Origin of the sequence: Hyunsoonleella pacifica (assembly GCF_004310335.1) — a bacterium.
In the GTDB taxonomy this organism is placed as follows: domain Bacteria; phylum Bacteroidota; class Bacteroidia; order Flavobacteriales; family Flavobacteriaceae; genus Jejuia; species Jejuia pacifica.
In genome coordinates, this window is record NZ_SIRS01000004.1 from 392,216 (window position 1) to 418,540 (window position 26,325).

Sequence of the window (26,325 nt, forward strand, 5' to 3'; positions counted from 1 at the left end):
TTAATTCTCTTCTTTATTAATATCCTTTAAAACAGTTTCCAAGTCTTTTATATCCATATCATTCTTTTTAACAAAGAAAGACACCATACTTTTAAAAGATCCTTGAAAGTAATTGTCTACCAATTTATTTATAGATTGGTTGCTGTAGTCTTGTTTTGCTATTAGCGGAAAATACACATGCCCTTTCCCTTGTTTTTCATAATCTACAAACCCTTTATTTTCTAGAATCCTTACTATTGTAGATACCGTGTTATATGCAGGTTTCGGCTCTGAAAATTGCTCAATTATGGCTTTTACATTAGCTTTTTCTAATTGCCATAAAATTTGCATAATATCTTCTTCTGCTTTTGTAAGTTGTTTCATTTTATTGCGAATTAAAGCATTCAACTAAAAAGTTAGTTGAACAAATGTAACTAAATTTTTAGTTTTAACTAAATTTTTAGTTTAAAATGTAACATAATAGCTATAAATGCGTCTTAATTAATAGAAAACAAACATTTATGGACATAATTTTAATTGTTATTGCAGCACTTTTTATGCTGCTTGGTATACTTGGTAGCTTTTTACCTGTATTACCAGGACCTATTACAAGTTGGGTTGGTTTACTCATTATACATTTTACTGATGCAATACCAATGAACACAACATTCTTAGTAGTTACATTTATTATTGCAGCTTGTATATGGGTATTAGACTACATTATTCCTGCTATTGGTACTAAACGTTTTGGCGGATCTAAATATGGTATGATAGGTACTACTTTAGGTTTAATTATTGGTTTACTATCTCCAATCCCTGGTGGTATTATTATTGGGCCTTTTGTTGGAGCTTTAATAGGCGAACTAATTAATAAAAATGATTCTAAAGTGGCTATAAAAGCTGCTTTCGGGTCATTTATTGGTTTTATAACTTCCACCTTTCTAAAATTTATCGTGGCTATCGTTTTTCTTGGTCTTTATTTTGGAAAACTTTCTGAATATAGTAACACGCTTTTTAACATATAGCTATAATGAAGTAGCCCTGTGGGTCTCTCACCTCCACAGGGCCTGTAAATTGCTATTATCAACAAAAAAATCGAGGGATTAATTAATCTGATATGTTGACTCTTCAAAGATACCAATAAGTTTTTTCTTCCAGCTGTGGAAAAACCGTAACATTGTTACGGTGAACTTATAAAACTCTGTTAAATAAAGGCTTGAGAAGCTATAAAAAGCTAAGTTTTTTCTGAAATCTATTTTCTTATAAGGAAATAAAGCGAATGCTTATTAGATAAAACCCTTACTGCGCGCTGCCTTTAGTAAGGATTCGTCTTGTCCGTCTTCAATGTCAAAAAGTTCTTTCAACTGTTTTTTTCTTTTCTCTACCGCACTTAGAGATATATCTAAATGAGAGGCTAGGTTTTTGGTTTTCACTCCTTGAGAAAGTAAATACAATATTTTTCTATTCTTATCATCAATTACTATATCGCTGGTAATTGATTTTCTAATAAAACTATTTACAGTACCGCTATAAAAGGGAGGGTTATTAAGTACGGCTTGAAAAGCACTAGCAAGCTCACTTGATGTTAAATCACTCTTAATTAAAAACCCTTCAGGATCTATATTTTTTATGATATTATGAATCCTAAATGACTCATTAAACATAGTGAGAATTATAATTTTTGCATTAGGTAAAACTTTGCGTACATATTCTGCTAAATCTTCTCCAGAATTCATACGTCCATCTGATGATGGCGGTAAACTTATATCTACAAATAGTAAATCGTAAGGTAAATTATTATCTACAGATTTATTTATATAAACTAAGGCCTCATCACAGTTATTAGCTATATCAATGTCTAGCTGTTGGTGTTCCTTTTTGGTAAATTGTAATGTATTTTGATACCCTTCAATAATTATAGGGTGATCATCAATCATTAATATTCTAATTTTTTCGGGTTGGTTCATAAGTTACAAATATTGGGTTGGAATCTTTATACTTACGGTTGTTCCTATATTTTTTTGAGATTCGATATGTATAGTACCATCAACTTCTTTAATCCTTGCATTCATGTTTTTAAGCCCAATTCCTGATTTAGCCTTATTAACATCAAAACCAGAACCGTCATCTTCTACTTTTAAGCAAATTACGTCATTTTCCAATCTTATCCCAATATTTATGTGTTTAGCATTGGCATGTTTATGAATATTGTGTAGTGTTTCTTGTAAAATACGGTAAATGTGAATTTTAGATTTATTGGATACACTATCCCAATTTATATCATCATCATGATTTATAGTATAACTTAATTTATAAACTGTTGTTTGTGTTTCTACCAAAGATTTTATGAGATCAATAAAACCAGAACCAGAAACAAAATCTGTATTTAATTCGTGAGACACTTTTCTAATATCGTCCTCAATAGTTTTAAGTTCGCTTATGTATTGCCCTCTGGTTTTAATAGCCTCATTTGTATTGTTCATATTCAGGCTATCCAAACTTAACCGGGTACCAAATAACCTACCTAGTACACCATCGTGAAGCTCTTGAGAAATACGCTGCTTTTCTATTGTTCTTGCTTCCTCTACCTTTTCATGCTCTCCTAGCATTAAATTATAAATCTCTTCGTTTGCTTCCTGCTGTTGTTTTGCAAATTTTAATTCTTTGTTTTTTGCACGTTGCGATATAATAATATATACCAGTACCCCAGCTACTAATAAAACACTAGATGTTATAAATAACCACATACGCTCTCTGGCAATACGAATGTTTTCTTGTTCTATTTGTTTTGTTTCAAAACGAATACGAGCTGATTTATTTCTTATTTTTCTTTCAGCCCTTTGGAGACTGTCACTAAGCTTTACGTAAGCTCTAAGATGTTTTGCTGCCTTCTTACCATTTTCTATTTTTGATAGAAGCATTAAAGATTTTAACAGATCATCATTATGATATTTTTCAGAAATTCTTTTAGCTTTATAAGCATAATATCTAGCAGAATCCTTTTTTCCAGTATTATTATAATACTCAGCAAGATGTTGATTTATAATTATAGAATTATAATTACTAAGACTACTACTTTCTGTAATTCTTAATGCTCTTAAGTAGATTCCTGGTAGTTTATCATATTTTTTTGATAAAAAAAATGTGTGGGCATAATTATCGAGAACTAAAGCATAAAAGTCTGGTCTTTCATTTATTAAATCTTTATTATCAAGTATTTTCTCAAACTCATTAATAGCAAGATCATATTTACCTGAACGTCTGTAGGTCTTGGCTAAATTATTTAATGAATTATCTATACTAGCCTTGAAATTTCCTGACAAACCCCTCTTAATATCTAAAGCTATAAGATAATATTTAATAGACTCTTCATATTCTTCCAATTCATCATATACTATACCTAAATTGTTGTAAGCATAAGATATATATTGTTTAGCTTTGTTAGAAGAATCTAATGATTCTAAAAGAGATATCACTTCAATTGAAGTAACTTCACTTCCTAAATAATCTTTTTCGTTTTTTTGAATTACAGCAATACCATATAGGGTCATACCTAACTCTAAATCCTTATTTAATTTTCGGAAAATTTTTTCGGCTGTATGGTAATAAATATATGCACTATCTGATTGACCTATTGTCTTTCTATATATTTCTCCAATTGAAAAGTGAGCCTTCGCAACAATAAGTGAATCTTGTATATTCTTTTTATTCAGATAATGACTTTGAATAGAATCTATTAAATCAAAACTTTTTTCTTGACAATTGGCAAAACCAAAAACAAATAATATAAATATATAAAGAAAAGAAAGTTTCAATTTTAATAGCTATTTAGTACATTTAATCAAAAATATTTATATTTTTTTAATTAAAACAAAAAAGGTTTCCCAAATAAATTTGGGAAACCTTATATCTGTACTTAGATTTTGTTTTTTATTTAATCATCTGCATTTCCACCAGTATAAATCTTCGGTTGTGTTTGCGGGTCTGTCAATAAATCATCTTCATTTAAATCTTGTTTTACACAAGATGTTAATGATGCAAATAATACTGCTAAAATTAAAGTAATTTTTAGGGCTTTCATATGTATTCAATTTTAAGGTTAAACTATTTTTCTCTTAAACTTTAGTAGTCAAAACCAAATACATTTTGATTTTGACAGAGGGAAAAATGGATAATTAATTAAAATCGAATGCAACGAAGCAAACAAAGCTATTTTCTTTTGAGGGGATTTGAGACCGAGGGGGGTCAAAAAAAGGATTAATTAAGCTTTAATGTGAGCGGAGGGATGTAATGCTCTAAAGCACTGCTAAATTACATGCAATAAATACGAGAAACGCAATATAATCGATGAAGTGTAATTTTAATCGATGAAATACATAATTATGTTGATTATATCAAAATAAGTGATTATATCGATCTATTAATTTGTAAGATATTAATTACCAATACTATAGCGTAGATTTACTTTTTACCAAGGTAGTCTTTACTATTTTGGTAGTGTAATCATCTTTAGCTTCAGCTGTATTATTTAGTCGTTCTATTAATAATTGGGCTGCCTTTGCTCCTATTTTTTTAGCATGCTGACGGATAATAGTCAACTTAGGTACTGAATGGATAGATACAGATTTACTTGAAAATCCAACTACTGAAACATCTTTTGGCACTTTCTTTTTAAAATCTCTTGCCATATTTATAGCAACAACTCCTGATGTACTATCGGCAGATACTACACCATCTATCTTTTTATACTTTTTGTATAGTCGTTTAATTTTTTGCTGAACATCATCTCCTTTCTTTATTCTTAATACATGCGTATTTAAATTCTCTTCTAACATGGCTTTATTGTAGCCACGTTCTCTTAGCTTACCTACACTTATATTATCTATATTACTCATAAAAACTATATCTCGCCTTTTTTCTGCTATTAAGCTCTTGGTAGCATTGTAAGTTGCTTCAAAATCATCAACAATTACTTTATCACATCTAACATCATGTGCTACCCTATCAAACATCACTATTGGTAAACCCTTACTAATGGTTTCCTTAAAATGATTTATTTCATTTTTGGTTTGTGTTTCTTCGGCAATACTTAAAATAAAACCATCAACACTACCATTAGCCAAAAGTTGTAAGCTATCTTTTTCTTTTTGAAGTGATTCATTGGATATACAGGTTATAATATTATACCCATGTAAGTTTGCTTCTCGTTCTATTCCAAAAAGTACTTTTGCTAAAAAGTGATTAAGAATATCTGGGATAATTACTCCTATAGTTTTTGTTTTATTCTGCTTTAGGCTTAATGCTACTTTATTGGGTTTATAATTATATAGTGCAGCTAATTCCTTAACCTTTTTTCGTGTGTCTTCTCCAATTTCTTCACTATCATTTAACGCTTTTGATACTGTTGAAATTGAAACACCTAGTTCTTTAGCAAGCTGTTTTAGGGTAACCATAAGGAATAATTGATTAAAACGAGAATGCAATTTACAAAAATAGAACCCTAAAAAACTAAATTTTCGGCAATTGCGGCTTAAATAATAGTAACTGGCAGCTTGGTTTCTGCAGATTTATAGACCGCTTCTTGCACTTTTAGTGTTTTTAAGTAATTAGGTCCGTTAGTTTCAAAAGGGGTATTTGCTATTAAATTATCTACAAAATCTTTTTGGAAAATAAAACAACAATCGCCTGCAAAGCCTATATTGTTATGTGTATATATATGTTCTGTTTCTGGTTTCCCAAGTGCTTGTATGGTTATTTTACCATCTGTGTATAAGCGAATAGTACCTTTAGAACCTTCAACCAGATACTCTCCAAAAGTATATCTAGGGTTAGAAAAATTATTTTCATTATACCTGTTGGCATCCCAAAGCGCTGTGGTATCAGATTCAAAATTTAAAAGCATTAGTCCTGCATCTTCGCCTTTTATTACAGGATTTAAACGTTTTAAAATAGCGAATACGCTTTTTACTTCTCCAGCATGATAACGAAACGTATCAATAAAGTGTACTCCTGTTTCGTAAATTAATAACTTTTTATAGTCTCTAAAATAGGGTTGTCTTGATAAATATGCATCTTCTCCCCATCCGTCTCCCATACGAGACCTAAAATTTAAATTGAATAATTCGCCTACTTCATCGTTATTTATCAACTTTTTAATCTCTCTATGCCAAGGTTGAAATCTAAAATTCTCATGCACTACAAACCTCACATTCTTTTGCGAAACATAATCTACAATTCGTTGTGATTCTTCTAAAGTTGGCGCTAATGGTTTTTGACAAATAATATGTACCCCGTTATCTGCAGCAAATTTGCACATTTCGAAGTGAGTCTCTGGCGGAGTAATGATATCTATAAAATCAGGTTTTTCTTGAAGAATCATTTCTTTATAATCTGTGTAGTGCCTTTTTACACCATAAGCATCCATGATGCCTTTTGCACGACCTAGGTTAGAATTACACAAAGCTGTTATTTCTACTTCTGGAATGCGTGTCCATGCTTCGTATTGAAATTGGCTAAAATAGCCTGCGCCTATGGCGACTCCTTTTAATTTAGGCATTGTTTAATTTTTGATTTGGATTCATAAAATACCAACAGAATATAGCTATAAAACCTAGTGCTGCGGCTATATAAAAATACGTTTGATCCGTCCCTGTCCATTCTCGTAAATAAGGAAACGCTAGAGATGTTATAAATGCTCCTATATTACCCGCCATATTCATCATTCCAGACACTTTCCCTGAGTTTTCCTCACCTATATCCATACAAAAAGACCATGACGGACTCAACGTCATATCTGCACCAAAAATGGCTACTGACAAACATAATACGGCTCCTAATGGCGTTTCCATAAATAGACTTGATAAAACTCCTAAAACCACAAGAATAAAACCTATAGTTGCTGGTAATTGTCTGGAAAGTTTCCAATTACCTTTTTTGTAGATGGCATCTACCATAAAACCTGAAGTCCAGTTGCCTACTGCTCCTGCTAAAAGTGGTAGCATGGCATACAATCCTGTTGTAACAAGATTTAAATCGTATTTTACTTTTATGTAAGGAAACAACCAAGTTAACGTGAAATAAAAAATAAAATTACTCCCTATGTATTGTATCATAGTGAGTATAACATTTTTGGATCCTAAAATTTTACCTATAGGTAAATTTCCTCCTTTTTTCTCTACTTGTTGTTGTCTGTTTTTTACTATAAAATCTTTTTCTTTATCATTTAATCCAGGGTGATCTTCGGGTTTATTTCTAAAGAAAACATAAAACAATACGGCAAATAAAACACCTACTGCACCAAAGAAATAAAATATATTGCGCCAGCCCCAATCTTCAATTAAATAGGCTACTAATGGGAGTGCAAATGCTGCACCTAATCTAGACCCTGAGAAATTAATACCTTGAAACGCGCCTCGCTCTTTAGTTGGCACCCATGAAAATGCAGCTCTAGATATATTTGGGAATGCTCCTGCTTCTCCAGCTCCAAAAATAAATCGGAAAAATAAAATAGAAACATAATTCCATGCTACTCCTGTTAAAGATGTAAAAGCTGACCATAAAATCATTATCCAAGTCATTACTTTTCTAACACCATATTTGTCCCCCAAAGCTCCTCCAGGAACTTGAAACAATGCATAACCTAATGCAAACGCACCTAACACCCATCCCATTTCTTTATCGGTTAAAATTAGGTCTCCTGCAATGGCATCTTTTGCTGATGATATACATACGCGATCTATATAAAGCAATAGGGTTATTAGAAAAGAGCCTAAGAAAAATCGATAACGTTTGGAATTGTTAATCATGGTGTTTTAGTTTAGTTATTATGGTTTGAAGTGTGGTTGCATTACCTACATTGCCAGGAAAAACGATATAAGGCAACTTTGAAAATTTGGTTTCGCTTCCCATTTCCCAAGTTGGTATTCCTGGTTGAATTTGTCCCAGTACTTTAGATCGTTTCATACCCAGACCTTTGGTAGCCAAATCATGCGAGGTAATTCCTCCTTTAGCTATTAAATATTTTGGTCTTACAGTGATGCCTTTTACAATATCTACCAGAGCATTAGAAATTTTACTTGCTATAAGCACTGTATCATTAGTAGTTGCTCCAGTTATTAATTTACGACTTGTATATACAATTACATCATGTCCACTTGATATCGTATTATCAATAGCAGAAACTTGTGCTTCTATGTATTCGTTAGCACTATCAGAAAGTATTTTTGACACATCTACTTCAACAATTTGTTTTTCATCAAATAGAGACAATGCATTTGCCAATTGCTCTGATGATTTCTTAACATAAGACCCCACAATGGTTAATCCACCACTTTCATTATTTTTATCCAAGATATCTTTTGGTAATAATAATCCTTTGGGTTTTAAACCTATATAAGAGGGCACAAAAGAACTAGACGTTCTATATATAATTTGCTTTCCTTGCGCTTCAGCCAGCAAAAGTGCAGATGTTACTTTATCTAAATCATAATAACTTAAACTATCAAATACACAATAGGATGTGTCTGGTATCTCTAAAATATTTTCAGCAAGCACATCTAAATTTCGTCTTCTTATTGCTTCAATAGAAAATGAAAACACTTCTGAAGACTTCACTTTCCCATTTGATTTTTCCTCTATATATTCCTTTAAATTTCCTTTTGAATATTTAAACGAATGGTCTTGTGCAAATGGCGTTTCATTTACTGGTGTTAGTAAATCTTCATCCTTAATGTAATGGTTACTATTTAAAGTAACTCTATTACCCTCAAACATCACTGGAATAAAAACTGTGATAGCATTTTCTAACTTTAAATGCTGTTGAAGTGTCTCAGGTTCTAACGGAAAATGTCCACGCAACGTAGAATCACTTCTACTTAAAACAGTAAACTTTTTTTGGGTTAACTCTGATGTCTTCAAAAGGTTTTCAGCAATTTCCTTATAAATTTCTGTAGTTGCTTCTGGTGTTAAACTTCTTGAATTCGTTAATACGTAAAATACTGGTGTACCTTCAATAAATTCTTTAACAAACACATCTATACTCCAAGAACTTAATAGAGGAATACCATATACTGTTTGGTTTCCTGTTGGATCATCATCAATTACAACCAAAATTTTATCCAGCGTAGAAAAAAGCTTTGCATTTTTAGAACGATAATCATTGGTATCTACACTTGGTAAGGTTTCCGTTATATGTTTTAAACTAACACTCACTACTTATCTTTCAATTGCTATTACACGGGCTGGAGCACCATCTCCTTCTTTAATTTTTAAAGGCAATGCTATGAGCTCTACTTTATGTGATGTTAAACTGTCAATATTTGTTAAGCCTTCAATTATTACAACGCCTTCTAGAAGAATTTCATGAATTTTAGTAACTTCAGCTAGATTATTAACATCTGCTACTGATGGCGGTTCCACACCTAGCATTTTTACCTTATTGCTAATACACCAATGCGCTAACGCTTCACTTATTCTAGGTAAATCATCTCTATACTTTTGAGTACCCACATGTTGTGACCAACCCGTCCAAATGATTAAACTATCGCCAGCTGCAAAGTTTTTAATGATGTCTTCTGAAATATGCTCAACACTAACCAATCCTTTAGAATCTACATCGCGAGCATCTACTACCCATGCGCTACCCACAAAATCAGAAACTGGAATTTCATCAATAGTTTGGTTACTTACATTAAAATGAAAAGGCGCATCCATGTGCGTACCAACATGGGAGTAAAACGTTAGCGTGCTAGCATTCCAACCATCTTTATCTTTAGTTTTTGCTGTTTCTTTTGAAAAACCATTGATATCGTTGTGGTATGGCATTGTTAGATCAATAACACGGCTCATATTTTTAAACTTATAAGTTAGCTATTACAGCATCTGCAACATCTGAAGTGCTAGCACTACCTCCTAAGTCTACTGTTAAAACACCTTGAGTTGTAGATTTATCAATAGCTTTCATAATACTATTTGCTGCTTCAGCTTCTCCCAAATGCTCTAGCATTAATGCTGCTGACCAAATTTGTCCATAAGGGTTTGCTATATTTTGACCTGCTATATCTGGTGCTGACCCGTGAATAGGTTCAAACATAGAAGGAAACTCTTTTTCTGGATTAATGTTTCCACTACCTCCTAAACCAAGGCTTCCCATAATAGCTCCTCCCAAATCACTTAGAATATCTCCAAATAAATTTGTTGTTAGTACCACATCAAACTGCTCTGGTTTTAAAACAAACATTGCTGTAGAGTTATCAATATACATTTGTTGGTGCTCTACATCTGGATATTGTGCTGCCACTTCTCCAATCACTCTATCCCAGAAAGACAAACTGTTTATTAAAGTATTAGACTTAGTAATATGTGTTACTTTATTGCGTCTTGTTCTTGCTAATTTAAAAGCATAATGCGCTACTCGCTCAATACCTTTTCTAGTAAAAACACTGGTATCTATTCCCATACCATTTTCAAAATCTGGTAAGTATTGTCCGCCCATTTGCACAAATTCCCCTTCATTGTTTTCTCTTACAATTACAAAATCAATATGCTTTTCAGAACGTATAGGTCTAGTAACACCTGGATAAGTACGAACAGGCCTGTGGTTTACATACTGATTAAAATGTGTACGTACTTTAAATGTATAATCTTTAGCTGGAAGTGTATCATCTACTGCTGGAAGTCCAACAGAACCAAAATACACAGCATCAAATGCTCTTAGTTTATCAATTCCATCATCTGGTAAAAACTGATTGTTTTTTTGATAATAACCAGCACCCCAATCAAACTCTTCTGTTTCAATTGAAAAATTATGCTTCTCAGCAACTGCTTTAATTACTCTTAATCCTTCAGGTACAATTTCGTTTCCAATACCATCTCCAGGTACAACTGCAATTTTGTAATTACTCACTTTTTTGAATTTTATGTTGATTTATTAATAATTCTTTTGATTGGTTAATATGTGACCTTACTAAGGTTTCAGCCTTTTCTCCATCTCCTTCTTCTATCGCTTTAATTATATCAAAATGCTCTTCTAAAGTATCTTCTGGTGTTCTAACTAAACCATGTCCCACAACCTTATCATGTATGTTACTGAAAAAATAAATATTATCTAATGGCGCATTTTCTGTAAGCTTTATTAAAAGTGAATGGAAATTCTCATCAGCCTCAGCATACTCATGTTCATCAATTTTATCTTGATTTACAAAAGGAGTAAAACATGCTTTTAATTTTTCAACTATAAGCTTGTCTTTTTTACTAGCTAGAACTCTGGCAGCCATTCCTTCTAAAGCTTCTCTACACACATATATATCTATGATTTCTTTGTAGTCTAACACTCGTAAATACATACCTCGTCTTGGAATACTTTCAACTAAGTATTCATTTTCAAGAGCCAAAAGCGCTTTCATTAAAGGGGTTCTACTTACACCTAACTCTTCAGCAATTTTTTCCTGAACTATTTTTTCGCCTTGCTTTAATTCGCCATTACGAATCATCTCTTTAAGGCGCTTATATATAGGTTTACTCAAGTCGGTATATTCAATCATAGATGATTTTGCATTTTGTATACAAAATGCAAAAATACAATAATTAAATCAAAGTATATGTATAGCTATTCTTTGATTTAATTATTGATAAAAAAAGTCGTTTTTATAAACTTTGGCTAGTTTTCAACTAAAACTATTCTAAAATCACTTTCTTACTGATTATACCTTTTGTAGTTTTTACTTTTAAAATATAAATACCTGAACTTCCTTTAAAAGGCAAGAAAAAATTATTAGAGTTAACTTTTTTAGTTAAGACAGATTGTCCTGTTATATTAACTATTTCTATTCCTAACGCTGTAGCATCAGATACTACATTGACCTCAAGAATTGATTTTGCTTTATCAAAATAAGTTTCAATTCTATCTGCTTCAGAAGCATATTCATCAGTGCTTAATTGATTTGACTGAGAATTAAGCATTATTTTGAATCTTCCGTGATAGCTATTAGGTTCAAGAAATATTTCAAACGGCGTATTAGTTATATCAAAAACTTCATTCGTTTCTGTATCTTTAACTAATACTGACACATCAGAATTCTCAATAATTTCAGTACTAATTTTAGCAAGCCCTGATGTATTTACCTTTAAGCCCAAATCAAACTCTTGATTATTCTCAAATGACGTTACTCCTTGAATTACAAGCTTTTTGTCATCTAACATCCAATACATATCTTCTTTTGCAACATCAATCATAAAGGCATCATATCCAATATCAAAACTTTGTGATGCGTTAACATCTGCACCCAATACAATTTGGCGTAAGTAACCCTCTGGAGAAGTAAATACCAATTTCAATAATGGTTTTCCTTCTTGTTTTTTATCAGTTTTACTTGCTATTCGTTTTGTAAATAATGAAGTAGTTCCATCTTCTTCTGCAAAAATACGCTGACTATTTTTAAATAGTATATCTCCCCCATCAACCGTTAAGATAGGTGTTCCATTATCATTATCAAATCCATCAAGAGCAGTGGTAACAAAAAAGCCTTGATTTACTGGTATATACTGTCCCGGCACTTTAGTACCTGTTGCAGGGCTTCCTGCATTTGAGGTAGTATTAATTCTTGTATCATTTGATATAGCTGCAGCTCCTCCTGTTAAATTACGTGTTGCATAGCCACCAACATACTCTCCTAAGTTATGAGAATTCTCTTCTCCAAAATGATCCCAAAAATATAGAGCTCCATTAAATATTGTGCCATTAGTGTTAGTGCCTCCATCTGCCACACTTAAATTATCTAATATAAATTCTGTTGCGTCTATTGCAGATGGGTAAGGATTTCCTATTAAACGATCTACTTCTCCAGACGAATTGTCTAATTCTAAAGTAATGTCTCCATTATTTGGCAAACCTTGAAACACATAATTTTGTTCTATATTTAAAGGAGCAGCTCCACTAGTACCTTTCATAGTATAACCTTCTCCAGTTAACAAAGATGTTGCTTCATCAATTTTTTCCCAAGAATCATAATCATCTGCAGGTCCATAAAATTTATATAGCCAATAGGTACTTATAGTTTTTGCTAAACCTGGTGGCGGTATAGAACCACTTCCATTTGGAGAAGCACTATATAAAAGCGGTTGATAAATTGCAGAGTTTGATCCGTCATTTAATACGCCTGCTATAGTGTAATTTGAATGTGTTGCGGATACACCTGTACCTCTAGTAGCTGTATTACCTGATATGGGTCCAACTGAAGAACTCCAATAATTATAATTAAAACCATTGGCCACACCTTGCTGGTCACGCTCTAAATACCCTCCACTATCAGCATCAATAATACTACCTTCGTTTTGTATTAATTGAGATTCTCCTACAAGATCAATAACACCATCAAGCTCTAAATAATGAGAAATAGTTAACGCCTGTCCTGAATTTGTCTCATTTTGAGGATCTGAAGGATCAGCAATGGTTAGTGTTCCTGCTGTTTGAATTAAACTTAATACAGAAATGTCTCTGTCTCCTGAAGTAATATCGTGACCAATTTCTACAATATTCCAATCTACAACCGTACCATCCAATCCAGCAGTATTTGGAATGATTTGGTCTGCATTATTGCTCCATGTTGTTGCAGTATCCCAAGCCCCATTATTCGCACTAATGTAAGGCGCAGGGATAGTTTGTGCATCTGTCATCTCTTTATCTTTATCTAAATATTTAAGTCTCAAAAAGTTTCTAGCATCTGTTAAGCCCTCTGTTGTAGAACCATAAAAAGCATTAAAATCATAATAAGCTCTTAAATGAGACCATTCTAAAGTATTCATTTCATTACTTGCACTAGCCCATGGAATAATTTTTCCAGAAACAAAATCTGTACCTGCATTATCAAAACGTTCTACTTCTTGATTCATTAAGTATCTTATTTGGTCTGCACTTAAACCGCAATCCCAAACATAAACTTCGTCTATTTCTCCTAAAAACGGATTAATGATATTATTCTTATCAATATAAACTACACCTACAGAAAACCTATTAAAGTTTGGGGATGGATGTATCACATCTTGTTCAGATTTATCTAAAATACCGTCAATATAAATGTATACTGTACCACTATCATAAACCAATGTAATGTGATGCCATTTTCCATCATTTATTTGCATATTAGAAGTAAATCTTGGGGTAACAGCATTATCCATCATTACCTCTACTTGTTCATTATCATTTAATCTTATTTGCAGTTTCTCTCCCTTAGCTATAATTGTTCTTGTTCCAGAAGTGGTACTGTTCTTTATCCATGTGGAAATGGTAAAATCGTCTACATTTAAATTGAGCGCATACTCTCCTACAAGATAATCTCCAGAACCAATACTAACAGCACTATTATTCGTATATTTTGCTGCTCTACCAAAGGTAAAATACTTAGTGCCATCAAAATCATACCAGGTTTGCAGGTTACCAGAACCATCATCCTTTAGTGGGATAACATCAATAATATCTGCATCATTGAAGGTATCTGCATCGGCTACCACCAATACATACTCTTCATCTGTACCCAATGCAAAACTGCTAAATGCTCCTGATGGAATACTTACATAAACATTTTCTACATCACTTGTAACCTCGGTAGACTCTATAATTTTCCATTGCCTAAGAATTCGTGTAAAAGATGTTGTGATTCCAGAATTAATAGTAACTGTATTTGATCCAGAAGCTGTATAAGCTAAATCGTTACTACCCCAGACCAAAAAGTCCCCATCGTTATTAAATTCATTTGTATTTACTGAATTTATAGTAAAAATTCCGTTTAAACCAATAGTTACTTCGTTTGTTAAATTAAGTGTTTTTGATTGTTTTTGATTTAAATCGGAAATAGAATCTCTACCAATACCAGCCACATGGTAATTGTAACCTGTATTTGCTGAAATATCCCAAACCTCTGTATCAAAAGAATTAATATAGTCTTTTTGAGCTTCTGTAGCACTTCCTAATGTAATACCATATTTAATGGCAAGATAAGATTCAATTTTTTGGCGATCTGCATCTGTAACTCGCTCGGCAAAAGTGAATATTTCAGCAACACGTCCATTTAAACTACCTTGAACATCAAAGTTTCTACCTATCCAATATTCTGTTCCTAAAGTTGGCGGCCCTGGAGAACCAACATTTGCAAAGGCTATATCGTTTACTGATGTTGTGGTTAAAACTTGAGAATTATATAAAATATCTTGCCCTGTTGGAGAACTAGCTGCATTGTTTCTTACATTAATTATACCTGCATTTGAATAGGTTGAATTTAACTCTGCTTCCCCATTGAAACTTCCGCCTCCATCAACATCTTGGTTATACGATAATGTCTCTCCTGTAAATTCTGAAGAATAATCTCCAAAACCTACTCCTGTAATATCTCCTGCGCTTCCTGATGAAACTCCCGCAAAAATTGTATTTCTACTGCTTGCATTATTCATAGTTGCATCTGGAATCATAACTATAAAAATATCCTGACTATAAAAACCATTAGTAGTATTATATAGATACTGTTCTATACTACCACCATCATTCTCGAATCTAATTACTGGATTAAAATTAATATTATCAGCAGCAGTATCTAAATAGGTGGGTTGGTTAGCTCCTGTAGGTTGTATCGCATCTTGACCATTAGTTCCCAAATCTTGCCATTCAGAAACCTTGGATGCTGTTTCTACTATACCTCTAGTTGCTTTAAGCCAAAGCCTAAAGTCTGCCGTAATGCCACCTGGTCCAGGAATATTTTCATTAAACATTTCGGCTTCAGCCACAAAAGTAAATGTTGTATTATCATTATTCCCAATACTTATGGTAGTGGATTGTATACCAGTACCTCCTATAGGTGCTGTAAACGTTACGTCAAATACAATGTAATAGTATGGATCTAGCCCCGTGAAAGGAATTGAATATGGAGATGATATCGTAAAGTCTGTATTAGAACTAGTAACCGAACTTATATCTAACCCACAATTACCAATATTAGCTACTAAATACCTTCTAGTTACTGTATTCTGTTCATCTACTATACCAAAGTACGTACCATTTGTATCAGAAGTTGTTGTATCCCCATGCATAATATCTGCATAAGGGTCACCTCCTAGAATGTAAATTTCTGGAGAAGAATTAACTTCTACCGTAAATGTGAAATCTGCTTGATTTCTTATTTCAATTGTTACTAATGTACTTGTAGTAACACAAGTAGTGTTTATATTCTCTATTTCAAAATCTAAATACTTTCTCCAATTTCTACATCCTGATGAACGTATATTCCTTCCAGGATTATTTGGAGAGATATCAAAGTCTGTAGTATTGGAAATATCAACATCATCCACCCTTAATTTGGTACAACCCCCAGAAGTATTAGTTATTCTAAAATCAATTGTATTACCAGCATTTATAGTTACTGTAGAGCCCTGAGTAACAATGGCTCCTCCAAGAATTTCTACCTGAGGTGTTTGACTATTTGCTAAAAAGATTCCAAATAAAAACAAACAAATTGTTCTTATTATGGTAGAGTTTGGGGTATTAACTTTTTTCATAATTAAGGATTCAAAAACATGAATTCTCAATTTTTTATCGATAAAAAGCAAATTTACTCGGTAAAAGTATGTAATTTTTCTTATTAATGCAAGAAAAATCAATATCGTATCATTAAATGGTAAGATAATACTACATATTTCTATTTAATTTCAAAAAAATAACGCGTTGATTTCAATTGTTTTGTAGAAGTATGAAATTTTAAATTTCTATTGAAAAATGAAGACTTTTAGCTACTGTAGTTATTAATAGAAAAACAGCTTTAAAACAAAAAAGCATCCCAATTTTCTAAAAAGAAAAAAGGAAAGCTTTCCATTGGTTACCAAATTACTTTGGTAAACTACATTCCCGAGTAATACGGGAACAACACAACATCTTGATACTAAAAAAGCTCTAATTTCTCAGAGCTTTCTTGCAATAGTTGCGGTCTGGACGGGACTCGAACCCGCGACCCCCTGCGTGACAGGCAGATATTCTAACCAACTGAACTACCAGACCGTTGCGTTATTGCGGTTGCAAATATACACGCCTTTTTTTATATGTCAAATGTTTTTTTAAGTTTTTTAAATATTTTTTGAAACCCTAGAAACTAAGGTTAGAACGGAGCTCTTTCCCTTAAGGCAGGTCTACTTAAATTTTTGCCGTTCTACCATATACGTAGTTAAAATAGAATTAAAATCTTTATTTATATCTGCCTCAACATATTTAATCTTGTATTGCGCACATTTTAAACGTAATGCCTCAAAATAGTGATTTACAGCTTCATTATAATTAGCCTTAATAGTATCAGCATACAGGTTAATATGTTCCCCAGTTTCTACATCAATAAAACGTTTAGGAGTATTATCAAAATCAAAATACAATTCCTTTTCCTTATCAAATACATGAAATAGAACAACTTCATGCTTATTATATTTTAAATGCCTTAGTGCCTCAAACAGTTTCACTTCATCTTCAGAAGTTTGAAACATGTCTGTAAACAAAAATATCATAGAACGTCTATGAATTTTTTCGGCAATCTCATGTAAATATTTATAAGTTTCCGTTTTGGTATTTATAGGCTTAGAAATTACAGCATCACTTAAATGATTTAATAGCATTTGGTGGTGGCGCTCACTACCCTTTTCAGGTGCATAATAATCGTATGCATCACTGTAAATACTTAAGCCAACTGCATCACGTTGCTTCTTTAAAATTTGCATTAACGATGCTGCTGCTAAAACCGAAAACCCAATCTTATTTAAACTGTCAATAGAAAAAGTATCCAACGCAGGGTAATGCATAGAGCTACTATTATCTAAGATGATATGACAACGTAAATTCGTCTCATCATCATAACGCTTGGTATATAACTTATCTGTTTTAGCATATAATTTCCAATCAATGTGCCGTGTGCTCTCACCACGATTATAAATCTTATGCTCCGCAAATTCTGCAGAAAACCCATGAAACGGACTCTTATGCATACCAGCAATAAACCCTTCCACAACTTGTTTTGCAAGTAGTTCAAGGTTTTTAAAACCTTCTGCTTTATTAAGTTCCGATTGTAAGTTCATAGCCCATCCTGACCTCCCCAAAAGGGAGGAATTCTACTCATACTCTATATTAAAATCTATGTGTACGAAATGTATACCTATTTATTATTATCAACTCTTATTTTCAAGAGTAAGCACTCCTCCCCTTTGGGGTGGTTAAGTAGGGCTTTTATATTATCCCATCCACAATACCATAAGCAACAGACTCTTCTGCTCCCATCCAATGGTCGCGATTAAAGTCTTTCATTACTTTATCAAAATCTTGCCCACAGTTGTCGGCCAAAATTTTGGCACTTAACTCTTTAGTTTTTAAAATCTCTTGTGCTGTAATTTCAATATCACTTGCTTGTCCTCTAGCACCTCCACTAGGTTGATGAATCATTACACGTGCATGTGGTTGTATAAAACGCTTGCCTTTAGTACCAACACTTAATAAAATAGATCCCATAGAAGCAGCTAAACCTGTACAGATTGTAGAAACATCACTATTTAAAGATTGTATACAATCGTACATAGCAAAACCAGAAGTTACATAACCTCCTGGGCTATTAATATACAATTGGATATCTGCAGTTTCTAAAGCATCTAAATACAATAAGCGGTCTATTACGTGTTTAGCAGATTTATCTTCAACCATACCCCATAAAAACACCTTACGTTGTTCTAATAATTTATTATCTATTGCGTCTTGAACTTTATTTTTACTCATCGTAATTTTTAATTTATTAAGCATCTAAAATAAAAAAAGGTTTACCATAAGGCAAACCTTTTCAACTTTCTTTTCTTTTTCTATTATAGAAGCGAATCTATCGCATCTGTATACGCATTCTTAGGTGCAACACCCACTTGTCTTCCAACAACTTCTCCGTTTTGAAATACCAAAACCGTTGGGATGTTTCTAACACCGTATTTACCAGCAAACTCTTGGTTAGCATCAACATCCACCTTCCCAACAACAGCTTTACCTTCATACTCATCACTAATTTGCTCAATTACTGGTCCAACCATTCTACAAGGTCCACACCAAGCAGCCCAAAAGTCTACTAAAACTGGTTTATCGCTATTCAATACTGTTTCTTCAAACGTTGCATCTGTTATTTCTAATGCCATAATATATATTTTTTAAGTTCTTAATTCATTTTAATTACACAAAATTAGTCAAAAAAAAGCCCAAAGCTTACAACTCAACAATTTGTTTTGCCTATAATAGCATTGGTTAGGCTTATTTCTTTTTTGGGCGTTACCCCGCTTTAGGCGTGGTCGGGCTTTACGTTACAAGTCCTCGCTCGTGCCTCGCTGTGGGCTTTCCTCTGCAATCCCTAACGCGGTGCGTGTTTACAAAAACTTGTACTAAAACTAAATGTATACTCCTTCTTACTTTAAACATTATAAAAATCAATAAGCAACTAAAAAGTTGCTTAAATAAAATATATTTATTATTTTAGCAACCATAAAGTTGCATATAAATCAAAAAACCTAACGATAATGAAAGATGTAATAACAAAAGAAGTGGTGTTAAATCATAACATAGATCAAGTATGGAATGCCATAACAAAAGCCGAAGAAATCTCAACTTGGTTTATCTCAGCCGATTTTAAAGCAAAAAAAGGATACAAATACCTATTTACCTCACCACCAAACGAAAAAGGGTGCACAACCATTGGTGGAGAAATTATAGAAGCCAGCCCATATACACTAATTTACACCTGGATTGTGGGAGATACCACAACAGAAACTACAGTAAAGTGGGAACTAAAAACCACACAAGAAGGTACAAAACTCACTTTGGAGCACTCAGGTATATCAAATTATGAAGGAGAAACTGCGGTAGCTATGTTTGAAAGTTTTAATGGCGGATGGGACAATTGCATTAGCGGATTAACAAGCTACCTAAAAGAAGAAGTGAATGCAGGATAACATCACAAAACTATTTAAAGCCATAGCAGACCCAACAAGGCGAGAAATATTTCACGCCTTGGTTATCGCAACCACAGCACTATCTATTACTCAAATATCAAATCAATTTGATATGACACGTCAAGGCGTTACCAAACACATAAAAACCTTAGAAGATGCAGGCTTAGTAAACATAAACACACAAGGTAGAGAGCGTTTTTGTAATGCCAATCCAAAAGAGCTTAAAGAAATCAACAAATGGTTAAAATTCTATGAACAATTCTGGGATGATAAATTGGGTAGTTTGAGTAATTACTTAGACTCTAAAGCTTAAATAATGAATAAAAACAGTAACTATTCACAAGAAATTAAAATAAATACAAGTCCAAAAACAGTATTTGAAGCTCTAAACGAAGGCATGGATATTTGGTGGGGAGCAATCAGCAATTCTAATTTTAAAAGTAACGGAAAATTTACCATCACTTTTGAAAATGGCTATTGGTGGGCTTTTAAAATTACCGAATTTATACCTTATCAAAAATTAACTTGGAAGTGTATTGATGGCGAACCTGAATTTAATAAAGAATGGATAGGACATGAATTGCATTGGGATATAAAAGAAGTAAACCAAAAAACCATCCTAAATTTTCATCAAATCGGACTAACACCCCAATTACACTGTTACGAAGTTTGTTCTACTACTTGGGATATGTTCATTACACAAAAACTAAAATCGTATATAAATAAAAAATCGTCAACTATGTAGTACTAGTTGACGATTATAAGCGGGGCCACATTAAATTAACTATTTCCTTTTTCTTTTTCTAAGAGTAATTTCTGTAACTGTTCCATCTGGAGCTGTCTTTGTAGCAACATTGTCACAAGTTCCATCACCGTAATCTATAACCGTAGTCCCTTCTGGTCTGGTATATTCTTTAACTCCAGAAGCAATATATTTACACTCTGCAGGTTTTACTAGTGGGGTTGTAATTTCTACTGTAAAAGTATTACCCTCAGCATTAGTATATATAGAAGCGCCTGTAATGGTTTTTTCGTCATCAAACCACGAATAGGTATCGCTTCCTGCAGTAATTTCTACAGTTCTGTTACCTACTTTAGACACAGTCCCATCTTCAGTCTCAATTGTAATATCTACTGAACCAGACATCTCAGGGTTACCATTATCATTTTCTTCAGTAAATACATACTGTTTGGTACCATTTACCACTCTTCCATTTATAGTAACATCAGTAAAAGTTACAGTTCTTGTTCTAGAACCTTCAGTCTTTTCTCTTTCTTTAGTAATTGTACCTGTAATTGAGTTCCCCTCCTTATCAGTACACTCACCATTAAACACTATAGTAGTTGTAATAGTCATATCAGTTTCTACTACTGTAATACCTGCACACGCTTTAAAAAACCCTGACCAACCATGTCTATCTGGACCTTTAGATGTTAATCCGTTACTTGATGTAGTAACACCATAAGAACTTTCAGAATACAAAACTATATTATCTAAAACCTCCTCGGTTTCTTCAATTGTTACTTCTGCATCAACAGAAAGTTCTGTAGCAGCATTCAAATCGTTTTGGGGTGCCTCTTCTTTATCACATCCAACAAAGAAAAGACTAACTAAAAACATTAAACTTAAAATTTTTCTCATGGTAATTAATATTTGTCTTATTTATTAATAAAACAGGTAATCTTTAAAATTCCCTACCATGACTATCAAATTTTAACAATTAAGATTTTTCTTAATTCAACTTAAACCTTACATCCTGGGCTTCTAGCTCATTCAATAATTCTTGAGACACCTTTACCTTTTGTCTGCGACTAGGCATGGTCAACTTCATTTTTTCTTTAGTATCATACACTAAAAAATTCAGAGCTTGATTTCCAGGGTGCATGTGTAATAATTCCTTTAAATCTATTATTTTTTGCTCATCTAAATCTTTTATATCAACCTGTATCGACAATTTTTTTGCATATTGCTCCATCACATCATGCAACAATTGAAAACTGTTAAATTGCAACCTAGGATCGCTCTTCTTACCCGTATCCTTATTTACCCAACCCTCACGAACAAAAGTCTTTACAAACACAAAGTTATTCTGCAATAAAAAGTGCCGTTGTTTTAAATAGTCCTCTCCAAAAATCCTAAACTCATAACTATCTGTATAGTCTTCAATGGTAAATAATGCCCATCCTTTACCTTGTTTACTTACGCGGTGTTGCACATCTGTAACTACGCCTCCAAATACTAATTCTCGGTTTACATAAGGCTCCAAATTATTAAACATACCCACCGTGGCATTACAAAAGGTTTTCATTTCGGTTTTAAAATCATCTAAAGGATGTCCAGAAATATAAACACCAACTACCTCACGCTCTTTACTCAAGGTTTTCATAGTGCCCCACTCTTCACATGGTGGTACTTCAGGTTCAGGAATCTGCACATCGCTAGACTCTCCAAACAAACTTACCTGTGCTGAGTTTTCATTCTCCTTATGCTTCTGAGCATATTTTATGGCCTTTTCTAAAAAGGTAATACCATCGCCATCATCATGAAAATATTGTGCACGGTGTGTATCACTTAAACCATCAAATCCACCAGCTAATGCTAAGTTTTCAAAGGCTTTTTTATTAGCCGCTCGTAAATCTATTCGCTTTGCTAAATCGAAAATAGACTTGTAATGCCCATCTTCTTTTCTGTTATCTACAATCGTCATTACCGCTCCATGACCAACACCTTTTATAGCTCCCATACCAAAACGTACTGCACCATCTTTGTTTACCGAAAATTTATAATACGATTCGTTAACATCAGGACCTAAAACATCCAACTTCATACGCTTACATTCTTCCATAAAGAAGGTAACGGATTTAATATCATTCATATTATTGGAAAGTACGGCCGCCATATATTCCGCTGGATAATGTGCCTTTAAATAAGCCGTTTGGTATGCAATCCAAGCATAACAAGTCGAGTGTGATTTATTAAAAGCGTAACTCGCAAAAGCTTCCCAATCTTTCCAAACCTTTTCTAATATTTTAGCATCATGCCCATTAGCACTGGCTTGCTCAATAAACTTGGGTTTCATTTTATCCAGTACAGCAATTTGCTTTTTACCCATCGCCTTACGTAACACATCTGCTTCACCTTTGGTAAAATCTGCCAATTTTTGAGACAATAACATTACCTGCTCTTGGTAAACCGTAATACCATAGGTTTCTTTTAGGTATTCTTCCATGGCAGGTAAATCGTATTCAATCTCCTCATCACCATGTTTTCTACGAACAAAACTAGGTATGTATTCCATCGGTCCAGGACGATACAAGGCATTCATCGCAATTAAATCCTCAAACACCGTTGGTTTTAAATCTCTTAAGTGTTTTTGCATCCCAGGAGATTCGTATTGGAATACCCCAACCGTTTCTCCTCTTTGGAACAAGGCATAAGTTTCTTCATCATCTAATGGAAAACTCTCAGGATCTAGCTGGATATCATGTTTTGCTTTAACAATTTTAACGGTGTCCTTAATTAACGTTAGCGTTTTTAAACCCAAGAAATCCATCTTTAGCAAACCAGCATCTTCCACTACAGAGTTGTCAAATTGGGTTACATATAAATCCGAATCTTTAGCAACAGAGACAGGCACAAATTTGGTAATATCATCAGGTGTAATAATAACACCACAGGCATGTATTCCTGTGTTTCTTACCGAACCTTCAAGTGTTCTAGCTGTGTTTACAGTTTCGGCTTCTAGATCACTACCTTCAGAAATATTTAAAAGTTGATTTACTTTTTCTAAATCTTCTGCCCTAAACTTCTTGCCCAATTCCTTTTCATCTAAACCAAAAATTTTGTTCAGTTTAGACATGTTGGGAATCAATTTTGCAATTCTATCCGCATCAAACAATGGTAAATCCAATACACGTGCTGTATCACGAATAGAAGATTTTGCTGCCATGGTACCGTAGGTAATGATTTGTGCCACTTGGTTGGCACCATATTTTTCAATTACATAATCCATGACGCGACTTCGCCCTTCATCATCAAAATCAATATCAATATCTGGCATACTGATACGATCTGGATTTAAGAAACGCTCAAAAAGCAAGTCGTACTTTAAGGGGTCTATATTGGTAATCCATAAACAATAGGCGGCTACTGAACCTGCGGCAGAACCCCGACCAGGACCTACCGATACATCCATATTTCTAGCCTCTCGGATAAAGTCTTCTACAATTAAGAAATATCCAGGGTAACCTGTATTTTCAATAACACTCAGCTCAAAATCTAATCGTTCTATAACCTCTTCTGAAAGCGGCTCGCCATAACGCTTTTTTGCACCTTCATACACCAAATGTTTTAAATATGCATTTTCGCCGCGTTTGCCTCCATCTACTAGATCTTCTTCATGTTTAAATTCATCTGGAATATCAAAAGCTGGCAATAGTACATCTCTTGCTAACTGAAAGGCTTCTATCTTATCAACAACTTCCTGAACATTTAAAATCGCCTCGGGAACATCTCGAAATAAGGCTTTCATTTCCTCAGAAGATTTAAAATAATACTCCTGATTTGGCAAACCATAACGATAACCTCGACCACGACCAATAGGAGTAGCCTGCTTTTCGCCATCTTTTACACATAACAAAATATCATGTGCATTAGCATCTTCTTGGTTTCTATAATATGTATTATTTGATGCTACTAGCTTTACATTATGCTTTTTTGCAAGTTTTATTAGCGTAGGGTTTACACGATTTTCGTCTTCTTGATTATGGCGCATCAATTCCACATACAAATCGTCTCCAAACTCATTTTTCCACCAAATTAGAGCTTCTTCAGCTTGGTTTTCGCCAATATTCAATACTTTACTAGGTACTTCGCCATATAAATTCCCTGTAAGTACAATAATATCTTCTTTGTATTGTTGGATGAGTTTTTTATCAATACGCGGTAAATAATAAAAACCATCTACAAAGGCATGAGACGATAATTTAGCAAGGTTATGATAGCCATTTTTATTTTTAGCCAACAGTACTATTTGGTAGCCATTGTCTTTTCTGGTTTTATCGGTATGGTCTTCACAAACAAAAAACTCACAACCTACAATTGGCTTAATTAATTTTGCATCTGGTACTTCTCCCCTTTTTTCTGCTTCGGCTATTTTATCTTTTATACCCTTGTTGGCTTTATTCACAGCATTTACAAAATGAAATGCCCCCATCATATTGGCATGATCAGTTAACGCTACAGCAGGCATATTATGTTCTGCCGCCGCTGCAACAACATCAGAAACACTCATGGTAGATTGCAACACCGAAAATTGTGAATGATTATGTAAATGCACAAAATCAATATCAGCTAAATCGGATGCATTTTGCTGAATATCTTCAAAAGAAATTGACGATTCTGATTTTGCAATACGCTCACGAATTTTATCACTTTCCCGCTTAAGATTAACATGCTTTAAACCGATGGTCTGAATCGTATCAGGATTCTCTTTTTTGAAATTCTCAAAATAATCGGGTTGTACATCGAGTTGTTCTTTAGTGTATTCGCCTAAACGTACCAGTTCTAAAAAACAACGCGTAGTGGCTTCAACATCTGCTGTTGCGTTATGCGCTTCAGCAAATGGCTTGTTAAATAAAAACTCGTGTAACTCAGTTAAAGTTGGCAATTTAAATTTACCATAACGTCCACCAGGAATTTGACATAAACTCGCTGTGTGTTCGGTACAGGTATCTAAAACAGGTGATTTTTGTAATGGGTTTTCAATGTTTCCTCGAACAAATTCAGCGCCCATAATATTCAAATCGAACTTTACATTCTGTCCGACTACAAACTTAGTTTTCCCTAAAACGTCATTAAATTTTTCTAAAACCTCAGCTAAAGACACACCTTGTTCTTCTGCTAATTCTGTAGAAATACCATGAATTTTTTCCGCATCGTAGGGAATATTAAAACCTTCAGGTTTAACCAAATAATCTTGCTGATCTATACAATTCCCCATAGCATCGTGTAATTGCCATGCAATTTGTATACACCTTGGCCAATTATCTACATCTGTAATTGGTGCATCCCAACGTTTAGGTAATCCTGTAGTTTCTGTATCAAAAATTAAATACATACGAGGTGTTTATTTGTTCAACTGTATAATCGTTTATTCAAGAATAACGAGCATATAAAAATAGGTAGAATTTCTACTTTTTTAAAGTGAAGTTATAAACAGTTGTAAACAAAAAAGCGCCTCGTTTCTTTTTAGAATCAAGACGCCCTTTATAATTCTCCCTAAGAACTAATTAATAGCAAGGTAAAGTTAATACTTTTTGAGCAAATAAACATACCTAATATTGGGTATATTGAGT

21 protein-coding genes and 1 tRNA gene are annotated in these 26,325 nt (G+C 33.4%); 4 read left to right on the forward strand and 18 right to left on the reverse strand.

Annotation, left to right across the window (positions count from 1 at the left end):
• Positions 1-363, reverse strand: coding sequence for a BlaI/MecI/CopY family transcriptional regulator (locus EYD46_RS11000; protein WP_130937201.1), 363 nt, complete (start codon positions 361-363; stop codon positions 1-3).
• 137 nt (positions 364-500) lie between these two features.
• Here EYD46_RS11000 and EYD46_RS11005 point away from each other — a divergent pair, with 137 nt between their 5' ends.
• Entirely contained in the window at positions 501-1,004 is a 504-nt protein-coding gene (locus EYD46_RS11005) for a DUF456 domain-containing protein (RefSeq protein WP_130937202.1), read from the forward strand.
• A gap of 261 nt (positions 1,005-1,265) precedes the next feature.
• Here the strand turns inward: EYD46_RS11005 and EYD46_RS11010 are convergent, their stop codons facing one another.
• The 15 genes from EYD46_RS11010 to trxA form a co-directional block, all read right to left on the reverse strand.
• On the reverse strand, positions 1,266-1,946 hold the full coding sequence (locus EYD46_RS11010; protein WP_229731336.1) for a response regulator: 681 nt from the start codon (positions 1,944-1,946) through the stop codon (positions 1,266-1,268).
• Positions 1,947-1,949: 3 nt separating this feature from the next.
• The gene (locus EYD46_RS11015; RefSeq protein WP_130937203.1) at positions 1,950-3,794 is read right to left on the reverse strand and encodes a tetratricopeptide repeat-containing sensor histidine kinase; all 1,845 of its coding nucleotides are present in this window, start codon (positions 3,792-3,794) and stop codon (positions 1,950-1,952) included.
• Between the two features lie 119 nt (positions 3,795-3,913).
• A complete protein-coding gene (locus tag EYD46_RS17770) occupies positions 3,914-4,060 on the reverse strand; it encodes a hypothetical protein (protein ID WP_165454373.1) in 147 nt (48 codons plus the stop codon).
• Positions 4,061-4,427: 367 nt separating this feature from the next.
• Positions 4,428-5,432: a LacI family DNA-binding transcriptional regulator gene (locus tag EYD46_RS11020; RefSeq protein WP_130937204.1), complete on the reverse strand. Its 1,005-nt coding sequence runs from the start codon at positions 5,430-5,432 to the stop codon at positions 4,428-4,430.
• Between the two features lie 77 nt (positions 5,433-5,509).
• Positions 5,510-6,535, reverse strand: a complete 1,026-nt coding sequence (locus tag EYD46_RS11025) for a Gfo/Idh/MocA family protein (protein ID WP_130937205.1) — start codon at positions 6,533-6,535, stop codon at positions 5,510-5,512.
• A complete protein-coding gene (locus EYD46_RS11030; protein WP_130937206.1) occupies positions 6,528-7,784 on the reverse strand; it encodes an MFS transporter in 1,257 nt (418 codons plus the stop codon). Before EYD46_RS11030 ends, EYD46_RS11025 begins: the two co-directional genes overlap by 8 nt.
• Positions 7,777-9,189: a four-carbon acid sugar kinase family protein gene (locus EYD46_RS11035; RefSeq protein WP_130937207.1), complete on the reverse strand. Its 1,413-nt coding sequence runs from the start codon at positions 9,187-9,189 to the stop codon at positions 7,777-7,779. Before EYD46_RS11035 ends, EYD46_RS11030 begins: the two co-directional genes overlap by 8 nt.
• A gap of 3 nt (positions 9,190-9,192) precedes the next feature.
• Entirely contained in the window at positions 9,193-9,825 is a 633-nt protein-coding gene (locus EYD46_RS11040) for a cyclase family protein (RefSeq protein WP_130937208.1), read from the reverse strand.
• Positions 9,826-9,835: 10 nt separating this feature from the next.
• Complete coding sequence (locus tag EYD46_RS11045) at positions 9,836-10,882, reverse strand: isocitrate/isopropylmalate dehydrogenase family protein (protein WP_130937209.1); 1,047 nt, start codon at positions 10,880-10,882, stop codon at positions 9,836-9,838.
• Entirely contained in the window at positions 10,875-11,519 is a 645-nt protein-coding gene (locus tag EYD46_RS11050; protein ID WP_130937210.1) for a GntR family transcriptional regulator, read from the reverse strand. Before EYD46_RS11050 ends, EYD46_RS11045 begins: the two co-directional genes overlap by 8 nt.
• A gap of 133 nt (positions 11,520-11,652) precedes the next feature.
• On the reverse strand, positions 11,653-16,518 hold the full coding sequence (locus tag EYD46_RS11055; protein ID WP_130937211.1) for a LamG-like jellyroll fold domain-containing protein: 4,866 nt from the start codon (positions 16,516-16,518) through the stop codon (positions 11,653-11,655).
• 422 nt (positions 16,519-16,940) lie between these two features.
• A tRNA-Asp gene (locus tag EYD46_RS11060) sits at positions 16,941-17,014 on the reverse strand.
• 128 nt (positions 17,015-17,142) lie between these two features.
• Entirely contained in the window at positions 17,143-18,072 is a 930-nt protein-coding gene (locus EYD46_RS11065; protein WP_130937395.1) for a DUF58 domain-containing protein, read from the reverse strand.
• Between the two features lie 148 nt (positions 18,073-18,220).
• Entirely contained in the window at positions 18,221-18,760 is a 540-nt protein-coding gene (locus tag EYD46_RS11070) for a ClpP family protease (protein ID WP_174719900.1), read from the reverse strand.
• A gap of 83 nt (positions 18,761-18,843) precedes the next feature.
• Positions 18,844-19,161, reverse strand: coding sequence for a thioredoxin (gene trxA, locus EYD46_RS11075; protein ID WP_130937212.1), 318 nt, complete (start codon positions 19,159-19,161; stop codon positions 18,844-18,846).
• A 375-nt stretch (positions 19,162-19,536) separates the two neighbouring features.
• Between trxA and EYD46_RS11080 the strand changes: the two genes are divergently transcribed.
• From EYD46_RS11080 to EYD46_RS11090, 3 genes are read left to right on the forward strand one after another with little or no spacing between them, the layout of a single operon-like run.
• Entirely contained in the window at positions 19,537-19,968 is a 432-nt protein-coding gene (locus tag EYD46_RS11080; protein ID WP_130937213.1) for an SRPBCC family protein, read from the forward strand.
• On the forward strand, positions 19,958-20,281 hold the full coding sequence (locus tag EYD46_RS11085; protein WP_130937214.1) for an ArsR/SmtB family transcription factor: 324 nt from the start codon (positions 19,958-19,960) through the stop codon (positions 20,279-20,281). The genes EYD46_RS11080 and EYD46_RS11085 overlap by 11 nt, the downstream gene beginning before the upstream one ends.
• A gap of 3 nt (positions 20,282-20,284) precedes the next feature.
• A complete protein-coding gene (locus EYD46_RS11090) occupies positions 20,285-20,713 on the forward strand; it encodes an SRPBCC family protein (RefSeq protein ID WP_130937215.1) in 429 nt (142 codons plus the stop codon).
• Between the two features lie 39 nt (positions 20,714-20,752).
• Here the strand turns inward: EYD46_RS11090 and EYD46_RS11095 are convergent, their stop codons facing one another.
• Both EYD46_RS11095 and dnaE read right to left on the reverse strand, forming a co-directional pair.
• A complete protein-coding gene (locus EYD46_RS11095; protein ID WP_130937216.1) occupies positions 20,753-21,610 on the reverse strand; it encodes a hypothetical protein in 858 nt (285 codons plus the stop codon).
• Between the two features lie 91 nt (positions 21,611-21,701).
• Complete coding sequence (gene dnaE / locus EYD46_RS11100) at positions 21,702-26,087, reverse strand: DNA polymerase III subunit alpha (protein WP_130937217.1); 4,386 nt, start codon at positions 26,085-26,087, stop codon at positions 21,702-21,704.
• Positions 26,088-26,325: the final 238 nt, after the last annotated feature.